The following is a 12,403-nucleotide window of genomic DNA, read 5'->3' as shown; positions in this document are numbered from 1 at the left end:
GGGGACACACACGGCGTGCCCCACCGACGCGCCGGCCGCCGACTTCACGTACGCCCCCGAAGCCTCCCTGCGCCTTCGACCCCGCGTACGCCCCGGAAGCCTCTCTGCGCCTTCGACCCCGCGTACGCCCCGGAAGCCTCTCTGCGCCTTCGGCCTCGCGTACGCCGGCGGAGCCTCTCCACGCCTTCGACCCGGCGTACGTGGCGAAGCCCTCCGTGACGCCGACCCCGCCCCGCGTACGCCTGCGGAGCGCCTCCGCAACGACGACTCCGCCCCGCGTACGCCTGCGGAGCTCTTCGCGCCTGCCGGGCCTCGCACCCGTTCACGCGCCGTTCCGGCGCCGATCCCGCACCGCCCGCGCAGCGCCTCCGCGACGCCGACCAGGCCTTCCGCCCGCGCAGCGCCTCCGCGACGCCGACCAGGCCTTCCGCCCGCGCAGCGCCTCCGCGACGCCGACCAGGCCCCCGCCCGCGGAGTCACCTCGCGTCTACCGCGCTCGCACCCGTCCACACGGCACTCCGGCGCCGACCCCGCGACGCCTCCGCCCCCCCCCGCGTACGCCCGCGCAGCGCCCCCGTACGCCCGCGGAGTCACCTCGCGCCCGTCAGGCCCGCCCCCGTCCACGCGGCGCCCCCACGCCGCCCCACCTCACCCTTCGTCCCGCCACGCGGCCGACAACTCCACCCGCCTGGACAAAAAAAGTTTTCGGTGAGACGGTGGGGGCATGTTGGATGTGACCGTCATCGAGGACGCGGAGGCCGCCGCCGTCTCGCTGGACCCGATACGGGCCCGGCTGCTGGCCGAGCTGGCCGCCGGACCCGCGTCGGCCGCCATGCTGGCCGGAAAGGTCGGGCTGCCGCGGCAGAAGGTGAACTACCACCTGAAGACGCTGGAGCGGCACGGCCTGGTCGAGCTGGCGGGCGAGCGCCGCAAGGGCAACGTCACCGAGCGGCTGATGCGGGCGACCGCGGCGTCGTACGTCATCTCCCCGCTCGCGCTCGCCGCCGTGCAGCCCGATCCGGACCGGTTCCGGGACCAGCTCTCGGCCCGCTGGCTGCTCGCGCTCGGCGCCCGGCTGGTCCGGGACGTCGGCTCGCTGATCACCGGCGCGACCAAGGCCCGCAAGCGGCTGGCCACCTTCGCGCTCGACGGCGAGGTGACCTTCGCGACCGCCGCCGACCGTGCCGCGTTCATCGAGGAGCTGACCCAGGGGGTGGGCGCGCTCATCCGCAAGTACCACGACGGGAACGCCGAGGGCGGGCGGGACCACAGGATCGTCGTCGCCGTCCACCCCACGGTCAAACCGGAGTCCGCCACGCCCCCCGTCGCCGCTCCCGCCACGGCCCCCACCCCGATCCCGCCCGCCCAGGGCTGACCCCAGGAGAATCACCGCCATGTCCAAGGAATTCGAGATCGCCCGCGAGTTCGAGGTCGACGCCACCCCGGAGCAGATGTGGGACGCCATCACCACCGGCATCGGTGGCTGGCTGTGGCCGATGGAGTTCGAGCCGCGCCAGGGAGGCAGCGGACCCTTCGGTTCCACGCTCACCAACTGGGACCCGCCGCACCGCCTGACCAGCCGGGTCGAGGACGTCCAGGGCATCTCCCAGCAGACCCTCAACCAGATCGACGAGACCATCGAGCCGCGCGACGACGGCCGGCGCTCCTGGATGCGCTACGTGCACAGCGGCATCTTCGTCGAGGACTGGGACAACCAGTACGACGGGGCGAGCCGGCACACGGACTTCTATCTGCACACGCTGCGCGAGTACGTGACGCACTTCGCGGGCCGACAGGTCGCCTTCGCCACCTTCGACGGACCCGAGGCGTCCATGGCGTCCGACGCCTTCACCGCGGTGGGGCGGGCGCTCGGGCTCGCCGACGACACCGAGGCGGGGGCGCGCGTACGGGCACGGGGACCTGAGGGTCAACTCCTCGACGCCGTACTCGACTTCCGCAACCCGTACTTCATCGGCCTGCGCACCGAGGACCAGTTGCTGCGCTTCTTCGGACGCAACCACTGGGGTGCCCCCGTCGGCATCAGCGTCCACGACTTCGCGGCCGACGCCGACGCCAAGCGCGACGAGACCGCCTGGCGGGGCTGGCTGGACGGCGTGTTCGCGGCCTGAGCGCCCACAGGGAAGAGCCCGGCCCCCCGGACGACGGGGCCGGGCTCTTCCGTACACGGGGTTACGGCCTGAACCTCAGCACCTGCGGGTCGTGGTCGCTGATCTGGTCGGAGAACTCCGAGTTGATGTGCACGCTGTCGTAGTCGAGGCCGCAGTCGCGGCGGATCGACGGGCTGACCAGGATCTGGTCGAGGACCTGCTCGTTGCCCTGGTAGTCGTACGTGTAACGCTCGCTCTTCGGCAGCGACTTGATCGCCGACCAGAGCTCGCCGTGGCCCTCCAGGATCTTCGCCGTGTCCGAGAACTCGAAGTCGTTCAGGTCGCCGAGCGCGATCACGTCGGCGTCCTTCTGGGCCTTCAGGATCTGGTTGACGAAGGTGTTCTCCGCGGTCGCCTGGAGGTGGCGCTGGGTCTCCGAACTGCGCACCGGAGGCTGGTACTGCGCGGTCAGACCCTGGTCGCCGCCCTTGGAGGCGAAGTGGTTGGCGATCACGAAGACCGTCCGGCCGCGGAAGACGAACTCGCCGGCCAGCGGCTTGCGGCTGGTCGTCCAGGCCGTGTTGCCCGGGTCGATCCGGCCCGGGGAGGCGGTCAGCCGCGCCTTGCCGTGCACCTTGGTGACGCCGACGGCGGTCGTGGAGTCGCCGCCCGCGCGGTCCGTGAAGGAGACCCGCTGCGGGTTGAACAGGAACACCTGACGGATGTTGCCGCCCGGCTCGCCGCCGTCCTGGTCGTTGACCGGGTCGATGGAACGCCAGTCGTACTTCGGGCCGCCCGCCGCGACGATCGCGTCGATCAGCTTGTTCACCGTCTGGTCGGCGGCGACCGTGCCGTCGTCCGTCGCGCCGTTGTTGTCCTGGATCTCCTCCAGGGACACGATGTCGGGCGACCGCAGGTTGTTCACGATCGCGGCCGCGTGGGCGGCGAAGGTGCCGTCTCCCGGGTCCAGGTTCTCCACGTTGTACGTCGCCACCGCCAGCTCGCCGCGCGACTGCCCACGGGTCGTCTCGCGCTCCAGGCCGCCCTTGGCCAGGGTGCCCAGCCGGCTCGCGACGAGCGTGTAGCCGCCGAACTGGTTGAAGTCGAGCGGGCCCTCGGTGGTGCCGGCGAGCTCGTCACCGACGTTCGCGGCGGGGAAGTCGGCGGTCGAACCCAGGGACTGGACCTGGAGACGCCCGGTGTTCTGCGAGGTGTAGGCGCCGTAGACGGTGCCGCCGCGCCGGTTGGCGTGCTCGCGCGGCTTCACCGTGACCCACAGCTCGCTGTACGGGTCGGTCGCGGTGACCACGCGGGTGTCCGAGACCTGGACGTTCATGCCCTCCAGGGACTCGTAGTAGTCCAGGGCGTACTTCTTCGGCTCCAGGGTGAGCGCGTTGACCGAGCCGCTCGCCGCCGTGTCACCGGCGGGGGCGTAGACGTCCGGCACGGAACGGCTGTCGATCACCGTGGCGGCCGGGACCGCGTTGCCGGACGACACCACCGTGACCGTCGGCTTGGTGATCTCCGTCACCGACTGGTTGCCGGTCGAGGCTCCGCCCGGCACGAACTCCGAGACGGTGCCCGAGACCGTGACCGAGTCGCCGGCCGCCACCTTCGGGATGGAGCTGGTGAAGACGAAGACGCCCTCACTGGTGGCGGGGTCGGCGTCCGGGGTCGGGTCCTGGATCCAGAAGCCCTTGGACGAGCCGTAGGTCCGCACACCCGTCACCACGCCCGCCACGTCCGTGACCTGCCGGCCCGCGTACGGGGACATCCGGGTGGTGCCCTGGATGTCGTGGATGCGGACCGTGTCCGCGTGGGCCGGTGCGGTGAGCACGACGGCGGAGACGGTGGAACAGACCGCGGCTACGGTCAGCGCGCCGATGCGCGCGGTTCTCTTGCTCGGCAAGGGAATCCCTCCGGGGACTTACATGAGCGCCGGGACAGGGTGTGGCGGTGGGGGGAGCGCGACCCGTGTGCGGGCCGGTGACGCGCGTAGAAAAAAGTCGGCGAGCCCAACCCCCGTTGAACTTCTACGCGCGTCAATCTCGTGTGTGAGTGGGGGAGTTGTCAAGGATTCGGTACCTTCCAGCTTTTGGCAGGGACATGAACCGGGCGGCATGGGTGGAAATCCGTCTAGGCTGAGTCGGCCACGTGGATTTCCGGGGTGGCGTCCGGGTGTGCGTGTCCAGGGCGGCTCCCGGCCTCGACGGACTCCCCTCCCTGCCCCGCCTGTCCTCGCCCGTCCCGCCCGCCCCTGTCCGTCATGCTTGTAGCCGGTCCTGTTCGTCGGGTCCTGTCCGGTCCCGCTCGTCGGGTCCCGATCGTTCGGAGGAGAACCCAGCCGATGTCAGACAGCCCCCCCTTGCCGCCGGTGCGGCTGGCTCCCGAAGCGGCGCTGGCGCGGGACGCGCTCGCCACACCGCTGCTCTCCCGTGCCGCGCGACTCGCCCGCTGGGCCGGGCCGGACACGAGGGTCGGCGCCGGAGGTGAACTCGTCGAGGAACAGCTCGCCGGGGCGGCCGACGCACTCGGCCTGACCGGTGACGACGCCGCGGCCTTCGCCAGTGAGGCCTGGCGGATCGCCGTCGACACCGGGCTCGTGGAGATCGTGGACGAGGACGAGGGCACCGTCGCCGCGGGCGCGGACCTCGCCCTGCTCACCTCCGGAGGGCCCCAGGACGTCCTGGGGGTGTGGCTCGTCGCCCTGGAGGCGGTGCTCGCCGACGCGAGCGTGCCCGACCTCGACGAACTGGTCGGGGCGGTGGAGGACGGCGGGGAGGTGGACCTCTCCTCGCTGGACTGGGACCCCGAGGCCGAGGCCGAGTTCCTGGACGGGGTGCTCGGCAACCTGTACCTGCTGACCGTGAGCGAGGGCGGGGAGGGACCCGTGCCGCTGCCGGCCCTCGCCGCGTCGATGATCGTGCCGGACGACATGGGAGACCCCAGCAACGACGTGCTGGAGCAGGTGTCGGACGCGATGATGCGGCTCGACGACCAGTTCCGGCTGCTGGAACCCGTCGGGCTCGTCGACTTCCAGCCGGTCGACGAGGCGCTGATGGCGGACACCGACGAGGAGCCGGCCGGCCCTCTCGACGAGACGGACGTCTCGCGGTACGGGATGGTGCAGCTGACGCCGCTCGGTCTGTACGGGCTGCGGGCCCGGCTGCTGGAGGCGGGGCTCTCCGTCCCCGCGGTGGGCGACCTGGTGGACAAGGGCGCGGACGCCCTGCTGGACGGCACCGGCGTCTTCCCGCCCGCCGCGGCCCAGGCCGAGACCGAGCAGTGGCTCGCCCGGCGTGAACCCCTGCCCGCCGCCCGTGAGTTGCTCGCCGCGGCACGGGGTGGCGACGCCGGCGCACCGCTGCGGCGGCTGCGCTGTCAGCAGGCGCTCTCGCTCGTCGGCATGGAGGCCGAGCCCGCGCTGCGTGACGTCCTCGACGACGCCGAGCTGGGCGGCCTCGCCCGGGTCTGGCTCTCCGAGCACGGCGCCGTGGACGTGCCGGCGCCGTCCGAGGCGATGATCTTCTGGCTCACCATCGACACGGTCGCCGCGCAACTCGCGGCCGAGGGCAACTCCGAGGAGCTCCAGGGTCTCGTGGAGGGCCTGGCGCAGCAGCACGGCGGCTTCTTCGCCACGGCCTGGCGGGTCGACCACCCCGCCACACCGGACGTCCTGGAGGCCATGGGGCGGCTGCACCCCGACAAGAAGGTCGCCAAGGAGGCCCGCAAGGCCGCGTTCAAGGCGCGGTCGCAACAAGGGGGCTGAGCACGCCGGCGGGGTCCGCGCGCCACGTCGGGGAGGGCGGGCGCGCGCGGAGGGCCGAAGGTGTTTTGGGCTCCTGTGGCCCGGTCCTTACGGATTCATGGAAGAGAGTCCGGTGAAGACGCCGGGCGTTCAACTCCCGTTCAGGCGCGAGCGGGACGGTGTGCCCGCAACGCCGTCCGCGGCCCTCCGTAGCCTTCCATGGTCATCCTCACCGTCACAGGAGACACCCATGTCGCTCACCCGCAGGGACTTCGCCAGACGATCCGCGATCACCGGTGCCGGAGTGGCCCTGGCCGGCAGTGTGGGCGCCCTCGCCACCGCCCCGAACGCCCTCGCCTCCACCGACACCGAGAGCGTCGGCGAGGAGTCCGAGAACCGGCACGGCGGTGTGGGCTACGGACCGCTGCTCCCCGACCCCAAGGGCGTACTCGCGCTGCCCGCCGGGTTCTCCTACCGCGTCATCACCTACAGCGGCCGGACCAAGCTGGAATCCGGCGAGTTCACGCCGTCCAACCACGACGGCACGTCCACCTTCGACGGCCCCCGCGGCGCCACCCTCCTCGTCAACAACCACGAGCTCAAGGGCCCCCGCGACAGCTGGAAGTACCCCGTTCCGCTCACCGAGGGCCTGGTCTACGACCCGGCCGCGTCCGGCGGCTGCACCGTCGTCGAGGTACGCCACGACAAGGTCGCGGAGTGGGTCGGCATCGCCGGCACCTCCACCAACTGCGCGGGCGGCAACACCCCTTGGGACACCTGGCTCACCTGCGAGGAGACCGAGGACAAGGCCGGTCAGAGCGGCATGACCAAGGACCACGGCTACGTCTTCGAGGTCGACCCCGCCGACCGCCGCCGCAACCGCAACCCCAAGCCGATCAAGGCGCTCGGCCGGTACGCCCACGAAGCCGTCGTCGTCGACGCCAAGCGCGGACGCCTCTACCTCACCGAGGACGCGGCGACGCCCAACGGCCTGCTGTACCGGTGGACCCCGCCGCAGGGCTTCGAGCACGGCCACGGACAACTGCGCACCCTCGCCGACGACGCGGGCGCCCTCCAGGCCTTCAAGTGCTTCGACTCCGGCGGCCGTTTCGTCGACGACCTCTCCCGCGCCACGAAGATCGGCACCGTGTACGGCGTCGACTGGGTGGACGTCCCCGACCGTGACGCCAGGACGGTCTCCGTGCGCAAGCAGTTCGCGGCCGGTGAGGTCACCCGCGCCCGCAAGCTCGAAGGCATGTGGTGGGGCGACGGCGGCGTCTACATCGTCTCCTCCTACGCCCGCGAGGAGAGCCCCGTCCAGCACGACGGCCAGGTCTGGTTCTACGACCCCAAGCGCCGCACCCTGACCCTGAAGGTCCTGATCGGAGTGAACCCCGACCCGTCCGTGGACGGCGCCTTCGACGGCCCCGACAACATCACCGTCTCCCCGTACGGCGGTCTGGTCATCGCCGAGGACGGCGAAGGCGTCCAGCACCTGTTCGGCGCCACCGACAGCGGCCGCACGTACCCGATCGCCCGCAACGAACTCAACATCGGCACCGAAGAGGAGCCTGCCTACAGCGAGTTCACCGGCGTCACCTTCTCGCCCGACGGCCGGACGCTGTTCGCGAACATCCAGGAGCCCGGAATCATGCTCGCGATCACGGGCCCCTGGAAGCGTCAGAAGCGCGGCTGAACCCGCGAGAAGCGCGGCTGAACCCGGCGGAGGCGCGGCTGAACTCCGCGCATTCGCCCCGCGATTAATTCGCTCGCCCGTCCCGCGGTACGCCTCCTAGAGTGATGCACGTCCAGGTGCGAAGGCAGGACCTACTTCCACTCATAATGGGGCGGCCGCGGGTTCGAGTCCCGTCACCGGTACGACAGGCCGGTGTAGCTCAGGGGTTAGAGCACCTTGTCGGTTCCGTCGATCCTGAACTCTGGACACCACAATTTCATGCACCTCCCGGTGCGCGGGCTGCGGCTACTTCTCTGTAAAAGAATCCCATGCCGCCGCCGATTCTGATCTCGGGAGGCGCAGCTCATGGTGGGTGCCCGGTGCGCAGGCGACGGCTACTTCATGGGATCGGACGGTTGCGGGTTCGAGTCCCGCCGCCGGCTTCGGCCGGCGTAGCTCAATCGGTAGAGCATCTGACTGGTCCGTCGCCGCTTTCCGAACTCGGGCACCCTCCCTTTGCTGCGCCTTCCTCCGGAACACGACGTCACCGTCGTACCGAGAATTCGGGGGAATTCATCATGGCGCGATTCAACACCAAGACCGCGAAGGCGCGTCCCACTTCGCGGGTCACCTCGACCGGCCGCGTCCTGCGGACCCATCAGGGCGGCCGCGGACGGGAGCGCGACCCGCGCTCCGAACTCTTCCTCCTCGCCGTCTCCCACCTCGTCTCCCAGCAGACCTTCTACGAGTCCGGCGAGGACCGCGACGACCGGTTCGCCACGCTGGTGCGCGAGCTCGCCGTCCACGACCCCTCGTGGACGGCCGCCCTGCTCGGCTGGCTGCGCGGCGAGGGCAATCTGCGCTCCGCCTCGATCATGGGCGCCGCCGAGTACGTGCGCGCCCGCCTCGACGCGGGCGTCACCGACGGCCCCGCCAACCGCCAGGTCGTCGCCTCCGTACTGCGCCGCCCCGACGAGCCCGGCGAGCTGCTCGCCTACTGGTCCTCCCGGTACGGCCGCAACGTGCCCAAGCCCGTCAAGCGCGGCATCGCGGACGCCGTACGACGTCTCTACAACGGCAAGTCGCTGCTGAAGTACGACACCGCGTCCAAGGGCTACCGCTTCGGCGACATCCTCAACCTGGTGCACGCGGCGCCCGACCCCGGCAAGCCGTGGCAGGGCGAGCTGTTCCAGTACGCCCTGGACCGGCGCCACCACCCCGACACGGCGGTGCCGCCCGCCTCGAACCGCGTGCTCGTCGCGCACCGTGAGCTGATGGCGGTGCCCGTCGCCGAGCGGCGCGCGGTCGTCACGGCCCCGGACGGTGCCGAGCGGCTCGCGGCGGCGGGTCTCACCTGGGAGGCGCTGGCGGGCTGGCTGCAGGGTCCGATGGACAAGGCGGCCTGGGAGGCCGTGATCCCGTCCATGGGCACGATGGCGCTCGTACGGAACCTGCGGAACTTCGACGAGGCGGGTGTCGGCGACGACGTGGCGGCCCGGGTCGCCGCGCGGATCAGCGACCCGGCGGAGGTGGCGCGTTCGCGCCAGTTCCCGTTCCGCTACCTGGCCGCCTACCAGCACGCGCCCTCGCTGCGCTGGTCGTACCCGCTGGAGCAGGCGCTCGGACACTCGCTGGCCAACGTGCCGGCGCTGCCCGGACGGACGCTCGTGCTCGTCGACCGGTCCGGCTCGATGTTCTTCTCGCGGCTGTCGGACCGCTCGGAGCTCAACCGGGCCGACGCGGCCGCGGTCTTCGGCACCGCGCTCGCGCTGCGCGCGGCGGACGCGGACCTCGTCCAGTTCGGCACCAGCAGCGACCGGGTGCGGTTCCGCGGGGGCGAGTCGGTGCTGAAGGTGCTGGAGCGCTTCGGCGACCTCGGCGGCACGAACACCAGCGAGGCGGTACGGGCCCACTACCGGGGGCACGACCGGGTGCTCATCGTCACGGACGAGCAGGCCGCGTACAGCCACCACGGCGATCCGACCGAGCAGGTCCCGGCGCACGTACCGGTCTACACCTGGAACCTCGCCGGATACCGGGCCGGCCACGGCCCGACCGGCAAGGACAACCGGCACACGTTCGGGGGTCTGTCGGACGCGGCGTTCCGGATAGTCTCCCTGCTCGAGTCCGGCAGGGAGGGGCTCTGGCCGTGGATGAGTGAATGAGCGCGGGGCCGCCGGGGAAGTCATCGGGCTACGCGGTGACTTGCCCGGTGCCGGTGCCGGTGCCGGTGCCGGTGCGGGTGCGGGCGCGGTGGAGTGGGGAGGCAGGCCGGCTGCACGTCCCTTTCCTCGTACGAGCCGGGCTGCGACACCAGTGGCCGGATTCCGTGTACGGCAGGGTCGGGAACATCCTGATCAGGCGCCTGGCCGGCGCGGACGTACGGCTGATGCGGGCGGGGTTCGGGACCGTGCTTCGAGTGTGACGGGGTGGACATGGGATGCTCCCTGTCTGTGTCCCCGGTGCGTGGCGTACGGGCAGCGCGGACTGCCCGCGAGGGTGCCCCCGGTTGGCAAGGAGTAACTGAATGGCGCAGGTCAAGCCGATGCGGGCGGATGCGCGGCGGAACTACGAGCGGCTGATCGAGGAGGCCGCCGTGGCGTTCGCCGAGCACGGGGAGGGTGCGTCCCTCGACGACATCGCCAAGCGGGCCGGGGTGGGCTCCGGGACCCTGTACCGGCACTTCCCCACCCGGCAGGCGCTCCTGGAGGCCGTCTACGTCGACAGCATCGAGGCGATCGCCGCCCGCGCGGACGAGATCGCCGCGGAACTCCCGCCCGGCGAGGCGCTGGTCGAGTGGCTCAACGAGTTGAGCGGGATGATGATCCAGGTCCGTTGTCTGAAGGCGCTGCTCGGATCGGCCGTCTCGGACGGGAGCAGCGCGGTGATGACCGCGTGCGGGACGTCAGTGAAGGGCGCGGCCGAACGGCTGGTCGAGGCGGCTCAGCGGGAGGGCACGCTGCGGGCGGACGTGGAGCCGATCGAGGTGCTGCGGCTGGCGCACGGGGTCGCCACGGCGTCGGAGCTGGCGGACGGCCAGGGGAAGTACATCCGGCGGTATCTGTCGCTGCTGACGGAGGGGCTGCGGGCCTAGCGCCTGGGCGGGGCCTGGTGCCGGGGGGCTGATGTCGGGCGGGGCGGAGCGCCGGTGGGTGGGTCGGGGCCGTGCCGGTACATCGAGCCCGTCGCCGCTGGATCAGACGTTGCCCTGGAGGGGCTGTTTCCAGATCCGGGCGTAAGCGACGGGCTTGCGATGTACCGGCACGGCCCCTTCCGTGCGGGGCGGCCGCGGGGCGGTGGGGGCTCGCGCCGTCAGAGTGCCTGGGCCGCCGGCTTCACCATGCCGCGGACCGTGCGGGACTTCACGAAGTCGCCCATGGCCGTCATCTCCCACTCGCCGGAGAACTGCTTGATCAGCTTGGCCATCATGACGCCGGTCTGGGCTTCGGCGTTGGTGAGGTCGAAGCGGACCAGTTCCTCGCCGCTGGCCGCGTCGATCAGACGGCAGTAGGCCTTGGCGACCTCGGTGAACTTCTGTCCGGAGAAGGAGTTGACCGTGAAGACCAGACCCGTGACCTCCTGCGGCAGCCGGCCGAGGTCGACGACGATGACCTCGTCGTCACCGCCGCCCTCGCCCGTGAGGTTGTCGCCGGAGTGCTTGATCGCGCCGTTCACGATGGAGAGCTTGCCGAAGTAGCAGCTGTCGATGTGATTGCGCTGCGGGCCGTAGGCGATGACCGAGGCGTCCAGGTCGATGTCCTTGCCGCGGTACGCGGGCTCCCAGCCGAGGCCCATCTTGACCTGCGAGAGCAGCGGGCGGCCGCCCTTGACCAGGGAGACGGTCTGGTTCTTCTGGAGGCTGACCCTGCCCTTGTCGAGGTTGATCTTCCCGGAGGGCGGTGCGGCGGGGGGAGCCGGCGGGGCCGGCGGTGCCATGGGGGCCGCGGGAGCCACGGGAGCCACGGGGGCCACGGGGGCCTGCATCGGTGGGGCCGGGGGAGCGGCGGGGGCCGGCTCCTCCACCGAGACGCCGAAGTCCGTGGCGATGCCGGCCAGACCGTTCGCGTACCCCTGGCCCACCGCGCGGGCCTTCCAGGCGCCGTTGCGGAGGTAGACCTCGACGATCACCAGCGCCGTTTCGGTGCCGAGCTGGGGCGGGGTGAAGCTGGCCAGTACGGCGTTGTCGTCGGCGTTGCGGATGGTGGCCGTGGGCTCGATGCCCTGGAAGGTCTGGCCGGCGGCGTCCGGACTCGCGGTCACGACGATCTTCTCGATGCCCGGGGGGACCGCGGTCGTGTCGACCGTGATCGCGTCCGGGGAGGTGCCGCCGCCCGAGCGGTACGTCACGCCGGGGCCGGTGGGCTGGTTGTAGAAGATGAAGTCGTCGTCGGAGCGCACCTTGCCGTCGGCGGTGAGCAGCAGGCCCGACACGTCTAGCCGCACCGGAGCGGCGACGTCCACCGTCACGCGGGTGACGGGGAGAGGGATGTTCGAGCCAGGGGTCATAGCTGTCATGACTGGGGTAACGACCGGGGGCGCTTTACCGTTCCCTTACCCAAGGATGAGTTGTTCGGGGTGGTCGCGGGCCGGAGAAAAGGGCCTCCTTCGCCCCCGCCGCCCCTACCCGACCCATCCCGTACCTGGGGGCTCCGCCCCCAGACCCCCGTACCGGCCTTAAGGGCCTTGTCCTCAAGCGCCGGACGGGCTGATGGTGCTGGCCCGCGCCGACAGGCTGACGCCCGGACTGTGGCCATCATGCCCAGGCCCGGATGTCCGGCCCAGGCCCGCACATCCGGGGCGGGCCCGCACATCCAGCGCGGGCCCGCATATCCGGGGCAGGCCGGCACACCCGGCGCGGGCCCGCATATCCAG

General features: G+C 71.5%; 8 protein-coding genes. 6 read left to right on the top strand and 2 right to left on the bottom strand.

Annotated elements, in window-relative coordinates:
- Nucleotides 1-724 precede the first annotated feature (724 nt).
- Nucleotides 725-1,375: an ArsR/SmtB family transcription factor gene (locus ACFV2J_RS41885; protein WP_385091603.1), complete on the top strand. Its 651-nt coding sequence runs from the start codon at nt 725-727 to the stop codon at nt 1,373-1,375.
- A 19-nt stretch (nt 1,376-1,394) separates the two neighbouring features.
- Complete coding sequence (locus ACFV2J_RS41880; RefSeq protein WP_385091600.1) at nt 1,395-2,129, top strand: SRPBCC domain-containing protein; 735 nt, start codon at nt 1,395-1,397, stop codon at nt 2,127-2,129.
- 61 nt (nt 2,130-2,190) lie between these two features.
- On the opposite strand, the gene ACFV2J_RS41875 is transcribed toward ACFV2J_RS41880, so the two are convergent.
- Nucleotides 2,191-4,017, bottom strand: coding sequence for an endonuclease/exonuclease/phosphatase family protein (locus tag ACFV2J_RS41875; protein ID WP_385091596.1), 1,827 nt, complete (start codon nt 4,015-4,017; stop codon nt 2,191-2,193).
- A 438-nt stretch (nt 4,018-4,455) separates the two neighbouring features.
- Between ACFV2J_RS41875 and ACFV2J_RS41870 the strand changes: the two genes are divergently transcribed.
- From ACFV2J_RS41870 to ACFV2J_RS41855, 4 genes are all read left to right on the top strand, one after another.
- Nucleotides 4,456-5,877, top strand: coding sequence for a hypothetical protein (locus ACFV2J_RS41870; RefSeq protein WP_385091593.1), 1,422 nt, complete (start codon nt 4,456-4,458; stop codon nt 5,875-5,877).
- Between the two features lie 229 nt (nt 5,878-6,106).
- On the top strand, nt 6,107-7,552 hold the full coding sequence (locus ACFV2J_RS41865; RefSeq protein ID WP_385091590.1) for an alkaline phosphatase PhoX: 1,446 nt from the start codon (nt 6,107-6,109) through the stop codon (nt 7,550-7,552).
- 557 nt (nt 7,553-8,109) lie between these two features.
- The gene (locus ACFV2J_RS41860) at nt 8,110-9,696 is read left to right on the top strand and encodes a TROVE domain-containing protein (protein WP_385091589.1); all 1,587 of its coding nucleotides are present in this window, start codon (nt 8,110-8,112) and stop codon (nt 9,694-9,696) included.
- A gap of 362 nt (nt 9,697-10,058) precedes the next feature.
- The gene (locus ACFV2J_RS41855) at nt 10,059-10,625 is read left to right on the top strand and encodes a TetR/AcrR family transcriptional regulator (protein WP_385091586.1); all 567 of its coding nucleotides are present in this window, start codon (nt 10,059-10,061) and stop codon (nt 10,623-10,625) included.
- A 218-nt stretch (nt 10,626-10,843) separates the two neighbouring features.
- Here the strand turns inward: ACFV2J_RS41855 and ACFV2J_RS41850 are convergent, their stop codons facing one another.
- Entirely contained in the window at nt 10,844-12,037 is a 1,194-nt protein-coding gene (locus ACFV2J_RS41850) for a TerD family protein (RefSeq protein WP_385098356.1), read from the bottom strand.
- Nucleotides 12,038-12,403: the final 366 nt, after the last annotated feature.

This window comes from Streptomyces sp. NPDC059668 (assembly GCF_042734135.1).
Classification (GTDB): domain Bacteria; phylum Actinomycetota; class Actinomycetes; order Streptomycetales; family Streptomycetaceae; genus Streptomyces.
This window is presented reverse-complemented; position numbering and strand designations above follow the sequence as displayed.